Consider the following 15,200-nt stretch of genomic DNA (forward strand, 5'->3'; position numbering starts at 1 on the left):
ATAGGCTAATTCTTCCTTCTCATGAACAAACAATCCACAATATATGATCGTTTTGTTTGAACACGCTTGCCTTTGAGGCTTTTTTAGGCCATTTTCCTTTATGTAAAGGCTGTCGATGCAGATGACACTCCCGTCCGACCACACGCAACAAGAAAGCTGCGTGTGAATGCTCTCAAACAGGACTGAGACCCTGCTCCCGCAAGCCTGACACTGTGACATTCTACAACTGTTTGGTGTTGACGATGGCTTTTAAGAAGCAAATCATCTCTCACCCTGGCTGCAGGATGTTCATAGAGGAATTTGAAGACCGGCTTAATCCCCAGAAATATAAGGGATAAACCCGGGAGTTTTGTTAATTCCGGCTCTTCATAAAAGCCGGACCGTACATTGCAGAGGCCGGTATTGTTCAAAGCGTGTCACAGTGATTCTGAAAATGAGAGACAGCTCTTCATTCACCCTGATGTCACGCCCCTCCGCCACCTCTGTCTCCGTCACAATTTTCGGTGCTATTTCAAGACTGCCACCCTAAGGCAGCGCACCTCGGAGTTTAGTCTTTTATGACAAAACATATGCTCATAGACGCCACACACGCTGAAGAAACACGCGTTGTGGTTATGGATGGCAGACGCATTGATGATTATGACGTTGAATCATCCTCTCGCCGCCAATTAAAAGGAAATATCTATCTCGCCAAGGTGATCCGTGTCGAACCTAGCCTTCAGGCTGCGTTTGTTGATTATGGTGGTAATCGTCATGGATTTTTAGCCTTCAGTGAAATTCATCCCGATTATTTCCAGATCCCTGTCGCAGACCGTGAAAAGCTCCTTGCGTTGCAGGAAGAGGAAACCCTCCAGGAACAATCTGAGACGTTCTCGGAAGAGGGAACCGAGGCTGATGAGTCATTCATTGATGAAGATGACGACTCACCTGAAATGGTCAGTGGCGAACATGACACAGGCGATGAGGAAACCGCCACACGCCGGACATCCCGCTTTTTGCGCAATTACCGGATTCAGGAAGTCATCCGTCGCCGGCAGATCATCCTGGTGCAGGTTGTCAAAGAAGAGCGTGGCAATAAAGGCGCTGCTCTGACGACTTATATTTCACTGGCCGGGCGCTATTGTGTGCTCATGCCGAATGCACTGCGTGGCGGTGGCGTTTCCCGCAAAATCACTTCTGACACTGATCGCCGGCGCTTAAAGGACATCATCAGCCAGCTGGAACTTCCCCGTTCCATGGCCATGATTATCCGCACAGCCGGTGCAGGGCGCCCTGAGCAGGAAATCATCAAGGATTGTGATTATCTGCTCCAGCTCTGGGACGATATCCGTGCACACGCCCTTTCTTCCATTGCCCCGGTTCTGGTTTATGAAGAAGCGACACTGATTAAACGGGCCATCCGCGATCTGTTTTCACGCGATATTGAAGATATTTATATCGATGGTGAAAAAGCTTGGAAAAGTGCGCGTGATTTTGCCCGCCTCCTGATCCCGCATAATGCCCGCAAGATAAAACTCTGGCAGAACAGAGGCCAGACATTATTCTCCCACTATAATGTCGAAGCCGCTCTGGATGCGATGTATTCCCCCATCGCTCAGCTTGAATCAGGTGGGTATCTGGTCATCAACCAGACGGAAGCCCTTGTCTCCATTGACGTCAATTCAGGCAAGTCCACTTCCCAGCGCAATATTGAAGAGACAGCTGTCCGCACGAATCTTGAAGCGGCTGATGAGATCGCTCGCCAGCTGAGACTGCGTGACCTTGCCGGCCTTATCGTGATCGATTTCATTGATATGGAAAATCGGCGCCATAACATGCAGGTCGAACGCCGGTTAAAAGAAGCCCTGAAGCAGGACCGTGCACGGATCCAGATTGGCCGTATCTCTCATTTCGGTCTTTTGGAAATGTCCCGCCAGCGCCTTCACCCCTCCCTTGCCGAGACCATGCTGACGCCATGCCCTCATTGCCATGGAACAGGAACGGTCCGTGGAACAGAGAGCAACGCATTGCATGTTTTGCGCTCCATTGAGGAAGAAGCCGCCAGACACCCCAATACAACCCTTTATGTCTCAACATTGTCTGACATTGTGCTCTATATGCTCAATGCCAAACGTGACTGGTTGAACACAATTGAGGCACAGCATCACGTCGCGATCACCTTCAGGACTGATGAGACACTGGGCGAAAACCCTGTGGGCAATAAGGTGAAAATCGAGTGGGTGGACGCACAACGCCGTGAAAGACCTGCGCAGGAAGGCAGAGGAAATACCCGTTCTCCTGCTCCTGAGAAAGTCAGAACCATTGAGATCACAGAAGGTGAACTCCCCTCTCATACTCCTGTTTCAGACCAGGCCGAAGCGTCCCCTGAACAGGATCAGGAACCAAATGGCCGCCGTCGCCGCCGCAGAAATGGGCGCCGTCATAATCAGAATCGTGATTCTCAGGAAAGAGAGTTTTCTGCTTTACCTGAGGGTGCTCCAGAGGACGTGGCTGCGATTGAGCCGGAGAGCGCTGAAATCCCATCTGCCATTTCTGAAAGTAATAACGATAGGGAATTGGCTCCCGGGCGCCGCCGCACACGCACGCGCCGCCTGAACAACCCGCGCAGAGAGCGGAGACATGAAGGAGCCGAAGAGTCTCTGGCTGACAATCAGCAATCGCCTCGTTCAGCCTATCAGGGCCCTACGCCAGCCGATCCGTTTGGAGGATTTGATATCTTTGAAGCGATCGAGCAGCATGATGAGCAGGACGTCCCTGCCGCAGCTCCCTCTCACAAGGCGGAAGTGGAACAATCTCAGGCAGTAGCGGATGAGAAAAAACCTGCTCGCCGTTCAGGAAGACGCCCAGCACGGTCTCGTAAGACTGACGAGGTGACGACGGCTCCTTCTGACGAAACGATCACTTCATCTCCAGAAGAAGCAGCGCCAGTCGCAGCAGAAACCAAACCTGCCAGGCCAACCCGCCGGCGGCGTTCCACCAAAGCTGTTGAGGAACCTCAAACACAGCCGGAAAGCATGGACGCGCCTTCTTCTGAAGCTCCGGTGGAAGAAAAGGCAAAAGCCCCTGCCCGTCGACGTCGGACACCGGCTCAGCGCAAGAAAACCGAACAGGCTGAACCAACTTCCGCAGATAATCCTAAAAAGGAGAACAAATCTGCGTTGGAGGAAAATAGCGCTGCACCTCAACCTATTAATGTTGATGAAGCGCGCCCCGCTAAAAGACGTGTTGGTTGGTGGAAACGCTAATCTGAAATGTCTTCTGAAATGGCCGGACCTTGTTCCGGCCATTTTTTATGGCACTGAAATTTTCAGCGACAAACGACCGGATTGCCCGTCTGCGAAATATAAACCCCTGTCAAAGGCTGAAAACAGGCATTTTGCACACAGCTATTTCCGCTTATGACACTCTGCGTGTAAATTTTCTGCCCTGTTTGTGCCTGTTCCTGCATAGCCGTTCCACATAGCGGCGTCGTTAAAGGAGCAGAAGGCACATTATATTTTACCCGGTGATCAGCACTGGACGTAACAGGACCGCTGGAAACCGTCTCTGGCGCGAAACTTTGCGGCTGCACCGCGGGCGCAGCGGACTGGGCGGTCTGTTGTGAGCCGGAAGGTGCATGAGCACAGGAGGCCAGAAGGCATAAGTAAGACAATGTTGCTATTTTCTGAAATGAGAATTTCATAATCCAAGCTCGCCCTGTTTCAATTGTTTCAGCCCTGCTTTTTGCGGAGCTTTTATCCTGGAACTCTTTTTCCTCTGACACCCTGCTTCCGGTAAAGACGGATCAAGCTGAGCGCTCCGTTCACCATCAGCGAAATGTAAATTCACAAAGGCCTGTTTTTCCAATGAGGCAGAAGAGGTCACTGTTCTGCCCTCTTCATCCTGCACCAGAACATAACCACGTTCCAGAATAGCACGCGGAGAAACGGCTGCAAGATGTCTCCCTATTCCTTTCAGGCGTGTTTCTTCAAGGTGTAGACGGTCCCTTAAAATTTCCGGCCTGAGGGTCACACGCAGCAATCTCATATGCTCTTTCTGCATAAAGCGCTGGCAGGCTGACTGAAGCGCTTCCTGGACGATCGAAAGCGCTGCTTTCTTTCTTTCAAGAAGATAGTCCAGAGAAGGCAATGTGGATGATTTATGATTCAGGGCTGCCCGCGCCTTTACCAGCTGGGCCGGAAGCGCAAGAAACAAACGCTGGCTTCTATCATCCAGGCGCATTCTGGCGACATCAAGCAATGAGGGCAGGTCCGGCAAGGCGGCAACGAGACGTTCCAGTCTCATCTGCAATCTTTGTTTAATCGCCACAAAACTATTGGTCAGGCGCGCAGTGCGATGCGCCAGATCTGCAACCAACTCTGAGCGTAACGGCATGGCCATTTCAGCAGCGGCTGTAGGCGTCGGGGCCCGCCGGTCTGAAACAAAATCAATCAGGGTCGTATCGGTTTCATGCCCCACAGCTGAGATAACCGGAATGGGACAGGATGCAACGGCGCGGATGACCTGTTCATCGTTAAACGCCATCAGATCTTCAAGCGAGCCGCCCCCACGGGCAACAATAATCACGTCAGGCGGAACGGCCTCCTTCACTATGCCTTCAAGGGCCGCTTTAATCTGTGCTGCAGCTCCTTCGCCCTGCACGACAACTGGCCAGAGGACCACTTCACTGGGGAAACGCCGCGCCAATGTTGTGCATATATCATGCAACACAGCCCCGGCACGAGACGTAATCACACCAATCCGGCGAGGCAGAAACGGCAAGGGCTTTTTACGATCCTGCTCAAAGAGCCCTTCCTGCTGGAATTTACGTCTTAAATGCTCAATACGCGCAAGAAGAGCCCCTTCCCCGGCGAACTCCATACGGTCAATAATAAGCTGATAATTCGACCGTTCTCCATAAGAGGAAATACGCCCTGTTGCGATAACTTCAGTCCCATTTTCCGGCGCGAGTCCCAAACGGGCGACACTGCCCCGCCAGATCACCCCTGATATCTTGGCATTTTCATCCTTCAGGGAAAGATAAATATGGCCAGACGGGTAGCGCTTGAGTTCCGTAATTTCTCCCCGGACGCGCACCCGACCGAACGTGCTTTCAAGAGTGCGCTTGATGGCACCGGAAATATCTGAAACAGAATATTCGGTGATATTTGAACGCAGTGGCGCAGAGTCTTCTGCCTGATCAAAAATTGAGCTCTCCATCATGACGTCATTTTATGCTAAAGAAACGCAGAAACGAAGCCCGAATTTATGATAAAGGATAGCCTCATGCGTGTTCTTCTTATTGGATCTGGCGGCAGGGAACATGCTTTGGCACAGGCAATTGCACGCTCTCCCCTCCTGACTGCTCTTTACGTTGCCCCAGGCAATCCTGGAATCAGTAAAATTGCCCACTGCGTGACTATAAAAGCAGATGATATTGAGGGGCTTGTTGATTTTGCAAAGAAAGAGAAAATTGATCTGGTGGTTCCCGGACCTGAAGTCTCTCTGGTAGCCGGAATTGCCGATCAATGCGAGAAAGCCGGCATTGCCTGTGCGGGGCCTTCCATGGCTGCGGCCCAGCTTGAAGGCAGCAAAAGCTTCACCAAAGAAATTGCCGATGCTGCCTCTATTCCCACAGCAAAATGGCAACGTTTTGAGACCAGTAAGGAAGAGGCTCTTGCCTATATCCGCCAGCAGGGAGCCCCTATTGTCCTCAAAACTGACGGGCTTGCTGCGGGGAAAGGGGTTATCGTTGCCCAGACCCTGCAGGAAGCTGAAGAAGCCCTTGAGAAACTGGACCTCCCCCTGGTGGTTGAAGAATGTCTCTACGGCAAGGAAGTCTCCCTATTCGCATTCTGCTCTGGCACTGAAGCTGTTTTAATAGGGGCTGCTCGCGATCATAAACGGGCCTATGATGGCAATAAAGGGCCCAATACAGGCGGTATGGGCGCTGTCTGCCCTCCTCCTGATTTTGATCATGAAGCTCAGGAAAAAGCCCTGGATCTTACGGTCCGGCCAATGTTGGCAGAAATGGCGAAACGCGGCACACCTTTTAAAGGCGTTATTTTTGCCGGACTGATGCTCACTGACGAGGGTCCGAAACTGATCGAATATAATGTCCGTTTTGGTGATCCTGAAGCCCAGGCCCTTCTTATAAGACTGGAAAGTGACCTGTTGCCTGCTCTCGATGCGCTCGCACATAATCGTCTTTCCCACGATAGTGTCACTTTCTCGGATCAGCCTTCCCTCTCTCTGGTATTGGCGGCCCGGGGCTACCCTGAAAGCCCGGTGACCGGTGGCATTATCACGGGTCTTGAAACAGCCGAAGCACAACCAGGTGTTTCCGTCTTTCATGCCGGAACCAGAATGCAGGATGGAAACCTGGTAGCCGCTGGGGGACGCGTTCTGACAATTTGTGCCAGAGCCAAAACAGCAGAAAAAGCACGCAGCCGCGCCTATGAAGCAGCAGCCGCAATCCAATGGAGCGATAAAATGTTACGCAGCGATATTGGCGCTTAATCGTCAATAAAAGAGGAGGTTTTATGCCTCCTCTTTCTCTTGCTGTTTCAAAGCGTGACGATCATCGTGCCTATTTGCCCTGACTTTCCTTTAAATAAAATTCTTTCCAAAGCTCGGGACATCTGAAAATAACGAACTTCTCCAACCGGGAACATTCAGCGATTGTTTTTTCCTTTAACTTACTCTCCCAGAATTGATATTTTCGGGGGCGGGGTTGCAGGCTGTATAAGTGGTTTTTGACAAACCAGCGATTATGAAGAGCCTCTTCAAACGTAAGATCAGCAGGAATAATCTTTCTTAATTCTGCTGTATATTTATAGGTATTATTCACAACAGGATAACGGTTTGCCTCATCATAAGGTGTCTGCAACCACCTCATCTTCTTGAACCAGGGGTATTTTTTACTGGTAAGATGAGCAAAAACAGGTGCACAGAGCAAAACGATTGGTGAAAAGATAATCCCCACCTGCAAAAGAAACAGATAAAACCCATGTATCGGCAAATGCATGAGACGCATTGTTCGCTCTGTCATATAAGGAAATATGTCGATCAGCGTATAGGCAATCAGAAAAAATCCCAGAATAGACAGGGGATAGAGAGTCTGAATACAGACTCTCCAGGATAAAAGTGTGCCGTCTCTGTCCTGCGAGCCCCAGACGAGCTCTTTTCTTCGAAACCAGTCAAACAGGAATTTGTTAATAAGGCACATGGCAATCAGCATGATATTGCCCTGAAGAAAGGAAAATATGAAATAGGATATGATATATTTTACATGCCCTCCCATTTTCCTGAGCTCCCCTTTTTTACAAAAGGTCAAATAGTACACTGTTATTTGTGTCGTTGATGGAACTAATAGGACGAGGCCTAATAAAACGGCATATTTCATATATCCCATATGGGCATGCTGCTTCATATAAAGCAGCGCCATATGCGTTTTCAGAGGATGGGAAAACGTATAATGGAGACCATAAAAAGATAATATAAAAGAAAAAATACCTATTGTTGCTGCATAATAAAATATCGCTCTTTGAAACATATTGATCTTTCCAAAATTGGACAGACTTTTTGACATAAAGAAGCGAAACCAGGTCTGGGCCCCTACGAGCCACCGTCTCTCGCGCGCATAAAAATTGATGATATTATGAAGTTGTTCGTCAAACGAAATAATTTGCGGCAAAATCCATGTATCATACCCCCCACCAAGCAGGAGCGACCCTTCATAATAATCATGAGAGATCATTTTTCCTTCAGGGAAAAAACGCGTTTTCTCAGCAACGGGCAGATTACAGCACTCCATAAAAGCTTTCACTCTTATGATGGCGTTATGCCCCATATAGAACCCCCTGCCGGGGTTAAAATAATTATAATAATATGTATAGAGGTAATTATCGAACATGAACCGGAAATTACTGACCATACCAAATAACGTAGAGGAATTTATTTCCATAAAGCGTGACTGTATAAGCGCTGTATTATTATTCCCCTCCATTGAGCGCGCTAATGTTACACAGGAATTTCCCGGTAAAATGCTGTCTGCGTCAAGCATAACAACATATTTATAGTGACTGCCCCATCTTCTGTAGAAATCAGATATATTGCCAACCTTGGAAAACGTATTACTGATTCTGTGTCTATATGCGATATGGAATTGAGGAAACTTCTCACGAAGTAAAAAGACCAGAAATTCCTCCTGAACCACAATATCCTCTTTGCGGCTATCAGAAAGGATAAACCAGTCAAAATGCACAGCTTCTTCATGCTGGGCCAGCTCTTCCATCATTGCCATAAGCCCTCCCCCGACACGGGCAGGGTCCTCATGATAGATGGGCATTAAAATAGCGATACGCGTATCTTCTTTTAAAGGCAGAGCCCGATTTATCGGATTTAAAACGTCCTTCTTTAAAGGTTTGAGAGCCGTATAGGCTCCGAAAATAAAAAGAAGAAACATTGACCCGCCCAGAGAGGTCAAAAGTGAGGCACAAAGACAGATGGGAAGAGCGATATAATAACTGACCCCGTTCACAGACATCTGGAATAAACCAAAGATCATTAAAAGGCAGAACTGGATCACCGCAAACATGAAGAGGACAAGGCCACGCTGTTTACGTAAATTCTTTAAAAGAGAATCATAAGCCTTATCTGACAATCTGTTAGTATAAGACATAATTCAATAGAGCCTCTTTAACCCTTTCATTTTCCTTTATAACCTTTAAAGACTGCGGTTTTTTCACAGGAGGCTGCCAATGGCGATTAACAGGAGAGGCTAATTCTTCAGCCAGATCTTCAATGATCGTTCCCTTTTTGGGAGAGTTGCTTTTCGAATAATCAGAAAGCGTTTCAGTTAAATCCTGATCGCCCCTGTACGTGGCTGAAAAATCTCTTAATGCACTCATCTGACCTGATCCTTACATTTGATTCACAAAATCATCTGAAACTCTAGGCAGGACGATTACTTCACTGCGGCTGCCGACATGCCTTGCCCTGCCATAAACATAAACATGCCCAGAACCTGCTGCATGGTCACAGAACGCGCCACAGGCGAGTAGACCATGTCCCCATCCTCAATCGGCATAATCTGGGACGCTTCCATGCCTTCCACTCGGTCAAAATTGATTTTGTACATGACAGACTGATCCTTCTTGAGAATGAAGATCGCCCTGCCCTGTGCTGTCTGGGGATTGAGACCGTCAACTGCGGCCATAACCTGCGACAAAGTTGGCGTTTCGGTGAAAGGCGCCATTCTGGCTGACGTCCATCCAGCCCCCAGACAAAGAACCCGCACAGTGGGTTTATGCTGCAGCGCAACTTTATCGCCTGGTTCCAACGCGATTTCATGCATCAGAGCCGTTCTTAAAGGAATATCGTAACTCCGCGCCTGGCGCACCAGCATGACATTCATCCCGAGATCGCTCCCATGCAGAGGCTCTCCATTCACGTAACCGCCGGCCTCTGCAATGGCTTCATCCAGATTCACGCCACCTTCATTCCAGTTAATAATGGAAGGTTTATTGACCGAGCCCATGACAATAATATTCTGCCCATGACTCATCTCAAACTGCACAGAGACTTCAACAGTTTCAAAGTCATGCGTTGCAGCAAGCTGTGCCTGAATGACTTTTTGTGCCTCATGAAGGGTCATTCCTTTTATGGTGACCAGACCGGCATAAGGGATATCAATCCGCCCCATGGCATCTACGGGATAAGCACCCAACCTTGATTGAACCGGGGACATCGTGCCAGGAGCCGTCGCATTACTCCCTCCGTCCGACGCCCCTGCCGAAGCTGCTGCCTGACCGCCTCCCTGTGTCCAGATAACAATACGAACCCTGTCACCAGGATAAACCCTGCTGACTTCTCCACCATGGAAACTGCTATTGAGATCCGAAAGAAGATTTCTTTCCTGCTCTTCACTTTTTAATTTTGATTTTACAGAGAGATCCTTCGCAATATTTGTATCAACATTAATCAGAGGCGGGGCTTTATGTTCTTTTACCTGATCCTTAATATAATCAGCATGAGGACCGACCGAGGGCATAAAGGCACATCCGGCAGTCGTGCTTAATAAAAAACAGCCAATTATAATTTTTAAACGGCTCTTTTTCCCGGCAAAAGCTTCGACAGACATTGGATCAACCTTAAAATATTTGCGACACAGCATCAGGAGACCTCATTTGACAATTAGATAAATAATAAATGACACAACCAGAATAATGAGTGTCCATTTCAGTGCCATTGGACGCGTCGCATCTGTTGGATGGATTGGATTTTCAATATAATCCATGTAATAGGCATGTCTTACAGAGTTCTGTTCATTTTCAAGAAGACTCTGATCATCAAGCATAATCACCTGTGAATCACGCTTTACCTGATCCTCAGCTTCTCCATATTTCTTGTAAAGCTGTGATTTTCTGGCGATATCCTTGCGCTGCTTCTCAATCTCTTTGTCCAAAGCCGCCAGCTGTACTTTCAACGTCTCCATCTGTTGCCCTCTATTGGCAAGATAGGCGGTCGCCGCAGCACGTGTATCGATGGAAATCCGTTCTTTTTCAGCCACAGAGAGCTCACTGAGGACTGCCTGATAGTCACTCCTCAGGTCAGAAATACCGGCTTGATGCTGTAATTCGGATATTTTATCGAGATCATCACTTAAATTGATTTTGTCCTGTCTTAATTTACTGATCAGCATAACCCGTTCGGCCTGATCAGCCTTGATCCCACTTTCTACCAGCTCTTTCTGACCGAGCTTTAAAACTTCCCTGTTCAATTCCCAGGAAAAGTCAGGTGAATAGCTATCCACGTTCAAGATGATCAACCCTGACTCTTCATCAAGATGGGCTGTCACATGCCACTTATAATAATTCCATAACCACATCTGGTTGGATGAAAAAAGCGATAAAGGCCCCCCGAAACGCGAGATCAGGTCTCCACTTGACCAGTGTTTCTTCAGCCTTTTGGGATCCAACGCCTGAAAGGCATCCCAACTGGCGATATATTTAACGAGAACATGCGACCCGGGACTCAGACTGGCGCCACTCATCCCCTCCATGGCACTTTCACCACCTTGCTGAGCACCTTGGCCCGCTTCATAAACACGGACTATGGCTGTGCTTTCGTAACGAGGGGTCGCCCAGATAAACAAGTAAAAGCATGACAGGAGCGAGGGAATTCCACAAACCCACCAAAAAAGTCTTTTCTTATAAAATATTACCGAAGTTTCCATATCACCCTTGTTATCCAAGACAGTTAATACAGCCACCATCGTTAATGCAGAGCGCACCTATTAATGTCAATAACAAAAGATGGCCACAATTTTGTAAACAATTAGTTAATTTATTACCAAATATATTATTTTACAATTACATTAATATTATATTTTGCAACATAATTAATTATAATAATATAAAATTTTACGAATAAAATATATCATTATTTTTATGAATAAATTTAATTTATATTTACATTGGAAATATTATAAATAGTCTTTTAATGTATTTTTATATATTAAAATTTGTATTATTAACTAAATCTTAATTATTTATATTAATAATTATATTCTATTTTATAATACGTTAACGAAACAACACTCACAATAAAACAATATTATTTTTGTATAAAATCACAACCATCTCCTTCTTCTCACAGTACAGGCTCCCCTCAGGAAAGCCATTATGCAGTTTCCCTGAGAGGCGTTAAAGTTAAATAGGAAAAGAATATCCGCTGGCTACCGTCATACTCACCCGTAACCAGCGGACAAAAGGAGGGGTATCAATTCTTTGCAGAAGCGTCCATCAGTTTCAGCAAAGATCCGTGCAGTTCATCAACGGATAAACTGGCCGAAATAGAGCCTGCATATCGGCCCTTTGGATTCATCAGAACAAAATCGGATGCCGGAGCATAATATCCGCCCTCTTCTTTCACTAAAGGAGCATGATAGAGCTTCGTCATGGCGCGAATCATGTTTTCTGATGCGTAAAAAGGCATAATGCCGGGAGAAGCCTCTTTGAAATAATCCTCCAGATCATCTGTATCAGGTGCTGAATAATCGAGTGAGACAACAACTGGCACAATCGGGTGACGCTCATCCTTCAACCGAGCCAGAGCCTGATCAAGATGTTTTAATTGAGGGAAGCAAACTGCCTTGGGACAGCGGGGATCAACAAACCATACCAGAAGCCAGCGGCCAAGATAATCACTGTTCGTCGCGGTCCCTCCCGTTAACGTCACGACCTTGAAACTGCCGCCAACGGGGTTTCCATTCGACTGGACAAGATGTTTCTGGCCGAGTGTGGAGCTGACTTCAAAGGCAGCAAAGCCAATGAGAGCCGCCACTATAACAAGCAGGCCAAACAGTAAGGACCCGCGTTTTAAGGTATCACTGGCATTTGTCATCATTCTATTCTTTCTTTACCTTTAATGTGCATCAGCCCAATTGCGCCCTATTCCTGTCTCAACAGCAAGGGCAACTTTCAGATGGGCAACATTTTCCATCTGTTTTTTGACACGCTCAGCGAAATACTGCGCTTTCTCTTCCTGCACCTCAAAAAGAAGTTCGTCATGCACCTGTAGAACCATACGTCCCGGGAGAGCCTCTTCCTGGAGGACCCGGTCAACGCTGATCATGGCTCGCTTGATGATATCAGCAGCTCCACCCTGTAAGGGGGCGTTAATCGCCTGTCGTTCAGCATAGCCTTTCTTTGCACCGTTACGATCCCTGATCCCCGGCACGTAACAACGGCGCCCGAAAGGTGTCGTAACATAGCCATAAGTGCGTGCCTCTTCCTTTGCATTTTCCATATAATTACGAATACCGGGATAACGCTGGAAATAAGTGTCTATATAGCTCTTGGCCTCAGCAGGCGAAATTTGCAGCTGACGTGCCAGACCGAAAGCGGAAATTCCATAAATAATGCCGAAATTAATCGCCTTGGCCCGGCGCCGCGTTACACTGTCCATCTCTTCGAGCGGAACACCAAACACTTCAGACGCTGTACGCGCATGAATATCCTGACCAAGCTGGAAGGCCTCAATCAGAGGTTCAATATTGGCAACATCAGCCAATAGGCGCAGTTCTATCTGGCTATAATCTGCTGAGACCAATAGGTGGCCGGGAGATGCTACAAAAGTCTGTCTTATGCGCCGCCCTTCCTCTGTACGAATCGGAATATTCTGCAGGTTCGGCTCATTGGATGACAGACGCCCTGTGGACGTCCCGGCCATATGAAATGTGGTATGGACACGCTGCGTTTGCGGATCCATTAATTTAACCAGCGCATCTGCATAAGTGGATTTCAATTTCGCCATCTGGCGCCAGGACAGGATTTTAGCTGGCAATTCATATCCCTGCCCTGCCAGCTCTTCCAACACACTGGAATCGGTTCCCCATGACCCGCTTTTGGTCTTCTTCCCGCCAGGAAGCTGCATTTCATCAAAGAGAATTTCACCTAACTGCTTGGGTGATCCAAGATTGAAGGAACGCCCGACAAGTTCATGAAGCTCTCCTTCAATAGAGACCATACGCTTGTTGAAATCTTCTGAAAGATGACGCAGCTCTGCCGCATCCACGCGGACACCGGCTCTTTCCATACCCAGCAGCACTTTAATTAAAGGGCGTTCCATCGTCTCATATAAGGCAACGGCCTTATTCACCCGCAGAGAGGGACGCAGGACAGACCATAACCTCAATGTGACGTCAGCATCCTCAGCAGCATATTCTGTCGCTTTTTCCAAAGGCACCTGAGCAAAAGAGATGCGCTGCCGTCCTGTGCCTGTTACGGCATCATAGGTAATGGGATCATGCCCGAGATGCAGATGAGAGAGCTCATCCATTCCCTGACCATGCTCACCAGCTGACTGTGCGTAGGAAAGCAGCATCGTGTCATCAATTGGCGCAATATGATCAAGGCCAACTGTTTCAAAAACAGTCAGGTCATATTTTGCATTCTGAAAGATTTTCAGAACACTCTCATCAGCCATAAGCGGTTTAAGGCACTCAATAACCTCTTCAACCCCAAGCTGTGCCGGAACGGGCGCTTCAAGCGTCCCCTCATGACGGAGGGGAATGTAACAAGCCTTTCCGGCTTCTGTTGCGAGGGAAATCCCCACCAGTTGCGCTTTGCGGGCATTGAGGCTGTCTGTTTCTGTATCCACGGCAACAACGCCATTTTTCTGCGCCTGCTTAACCCACTCCTGCAGGCGCTCCAGCGACGTAACACTCTCATAAGGACCGAAAGGAAGTTCTTTTACTGAAGCGTGCAGAGACGTCGCGCTCTCAGCGGTTTTTGGCGAAGTGTGATGAGACAAGGCACTTGCTGGTTTGCCGTTCTTCAAGCCAAGACGCTGGAGAATGGAACCAAACCCCATTTTCTCCAGCCATGAACGCAACAGAGTTTCATCTGGCTTCTGCACCTGCATTTCATCGAGGCTATAAGGGACAGGCACATCATCAGCCAGCTGCACGAGCTTGAGAGAAATACGGGCGGATTCAGCATAATCGATCAGATTTTGCCGTCTTTTGGAGGGTTTCATAGTCGGAGCGGCCTCGAGGACAGCTTCAAGCGTGCCATATTCTCCAATCAGCTGAGCCGCTCCTTTAGGGCCAATCCCGGGAACACCCGGCACATTGTCAGTCGAATCCCCCATCAGAGCCTGCACATCCACAACCTGTGAGGGATGGACACCAAATTTGGCCTCAACTTCTGCTTCACCAATAGGCTTCTGCTTCATCGGGTCCATCAGGCGTACCCCGGGCCTTACAAGCTGCATCAAATCCTTGTCTGAGGAGATAATAGTACATTCTTCGCCCCGCTCAACAGCCTGACGGGCGTAAGTTGCCAGAAGGTCATCCGCCTCCCAGCCCGGGAGCTCGATTGCCAGAAGGTTAAAAGCCTCTGTTGCCTCACGGATAAGGGCAAACTGGGGAACCAGATCTTCAGGCGCCGGGGGACGGTGCGCTTTATAATCCGGGTAGATTTCATTACGGAACGTCTCACGGGCTGCATCAAAAATCACAGCCACTGACTGCCCTTCATAGTCCTTGAGCAGCCGCGATAACATATTGGTAAAGCCATAGACTGCATTGACAGGCGTGCCGTCAGGGCTACTCATAGGGGGTAAGGCGTGAAAAGCCCGAAAAATAAATCCAGACCCATCCACCAGCACGATCTGTCTTTTTGCTGACGTCACATTCACTCTCCTACCTCGTC

The 15,200-nt window shown here is 48.2% G+C and carries 10 protein-coding genes; 2 read left to right on the plus strand and 8 right to left on the minus strand.

Features of this window, described 5'->3' with window-relative positions:
* Window positions 1–557: 557 nt before the first annotated feature.
* The gene (locus ACSYSY_RS06320) at window positions 558–3,245 is read left to right on the plus strand and encodes an Rne/Rng family ribonuclease (protein WP_491706732.1); all 2,688 of its coding nucleotides are present in this window, start codon (window positions 558–560) and stop codon (window positions 3,243–3,245) included.
* A 62-nt stretch (window positions 3,246–3,307) separates the two neighbouring features.
* Here ACSYSY_RS06320 and ACSYSY_RS06325 read toward each other — a convergent pair whose 3' ends face one another.
* Together ACSYSY_RS06325 and xseA are read right to left on the minus strand one after the other, a co-directional pair.
* A complete protein-coding gene (locus ACSYSY_RS06325) occupies window positions 3,308–3,682 on the minus strand; it encodes a hypothetical protein (RefSeq protein WP_491706733.1) in 375 nt (124 codons plus the stop codon).
* On the minus strand, window positions 3,679–5,202 hold the full coding sequence (gene xseA / locus ACSYSY_RS06330) for an exodeoxyribonuclease VII large subunit (protein WP_491706734.1): 1,524 nt from the start codon (window positions 5,200–5,202) through the stop codon (window positions 3,679–3,681). Before xseA ends, ACSYSY_RS06325 begins: the two co-directional genes overlap by 4 nt.
* A gap of 63 nt (window positions 5,203–5,265) precedes the next feature.
* On the opposite strand from xseA, the gene purD reads away from it, so the two are divergent.
* A complete protein-coding gene (gene purD, locus ACSYSY_RS06335; RefSeq protein ID WP_491706735.1) occupies window positions 5,266–6,498 on the plus strand; it encodes a phosphoribosylamine--glycine ligase in 1,233 nt (410 codons plus the stop codon).
* A gap of 70 nt (window positions 6,499–6,568) precedes the next feature.
* Here purD and ACSYSY_RS06340 read toward each other — a convergent pair whose 3' ends face one another.
* From ACSYSY_RS06340 to polA, 6 genes are all read right to left on the minus strand, one after another.
* Complete coding sequence (locus ACSYSY_RS06340) at window positions 6,569–8,662, minus strand: glycosyltransferase family 2 protein (RefSeq protein ID WP_491706736.1); 2,094 nt, start codon at window positions 8,660–8,662, stop codon at window positions 6,569–6,571.
* Window positions 8,649–8,891 carry a hypothetical protein gene (locus ACSYSY_RS06345; protein ID WP_491706737.1) on the minus strand — a complete coding sequence of 81 codons (243 nt, stop codon included), beginning with the start codon at window positions 8,889–8,891 and terminating at the stop codon, window positions 8,649–8,651. The genes ACSYSY_RS06340 and ACSYSY_RS06345 overlap by 14 nt, the downstream gene beginning before the upstream one ends.
* Window positions 8,892–8,947: 56 nt before the next feature.
* Window positions 8,948–10,123: a polysaccharide biosynthesis/export family protein gene (locus ACSYSY_RS06350; protein WP_491706738.1), complete on the minus strand. Its 1,176-nt coding sequence runs from the start codon at window positions 10,121–10,123 to the stop codon at window positions 8,948–8,950.
* Between the two features lie 42 nt (window positions 10,124–10,165).
* Window positions 10,166–11,137 carry a hypothetical protein gene (locus ACSYSY_RS06355; protein ID WP_491706739.1) on the minus strand — a complete coding sequence of 324 codons (972 nt, stop codon included), beginning with the start codon at window positions 11,135–11,137 and terminating at the stop codon, window positions 10,166–10,168.
* Window positions 11,138–11,763: 626 nt separating this feature from the next.
* On the minus strand, window positions 11,764–12,390 hold the full coding sequence (locus tag ACSYSY_RS06360) for an SCO family protein (RefSeq protein WP_491706740.1): 627 nt from the start codon (window positions 12,388–12,390) through the stop codon (window positions 11,764–11,766).
* A gap of 18 nt (window positions 12,391–12,408) precedes the next feature.
* A complete protein-coding gene (polA, locus tag ACSYSY_RS06365) occupies window positions 12,409–15,180 on the minus strand; it encodes a DNA polymerase I (RefSeq protein ID WP_491708239.1) in 2,772 nt (923 codons plus the stop codon).
* Between the last annotated feature and the right edge of the window lie 20 nt (window positions 15,181–15,200).

The organism is Aristophania sp. ESL1100 (genome assembly GCF_058511235.1).

Bases quoted from the DNA above. Each gene is read 5' to 3' on its own strand.
- ACSYSY_RS06320 (WP_491706732.1), top strand. From the start codon at position 558: ATGACAAAACATATGCTCATAGACGCCACACACGCTGAAGAAACACGC.
- ACSYSY_RS06325 (WP_491706733.1), bottom strand. From the start codon at position 3,682: ATGAAATTCTCATTTCAGAAAATAGCAACATTGTCTTACTTATGCCTT.
- xseA (WP_491706734.1), bottom strand. From the start codon at position 5,202: ATGATGGAGAGCTCAATTTTTGATCAGGCAGAAGACTCTGCGCCACTG.
- purD (WP_491706735.1), top strand. From the start codon at position 5,266: ATGCGTGTTCTTCTTATTGGATCTGGCGGCAGGGAACATGCTTTGGCA.
- ACSYSY_RS06340 (WP_491706736.1), bottom strand. From the start codon at position 8,662: ATGTCTTATACTAACAGATTGTCAGATAAGGCTTATGATTCTCTTTTA.
- ACSYSY_RS06345 (WP_491706737.1), bottom strand. From the start codon at position 8,891: ATGAGTGCATTAAGAGATTTTTCAGCCACGTACAGGGGCGATCAGGAT.
- ACSYSY_RS06350 (WP_491706738.1), bottom strand. From the start codon at position 10,123: ATGTCTGTCGAAGCTTTTGCCGGGAAAAAGAGCCGTTTAAAAATTATA.
- ACSYSY_RS06360 (WP_491706740.1), bottom strand. From the start codon at position 12,390: ATGATGACAAATGCCAGTGATACCTTAAAACGCGGGTCCTTACTGTTT.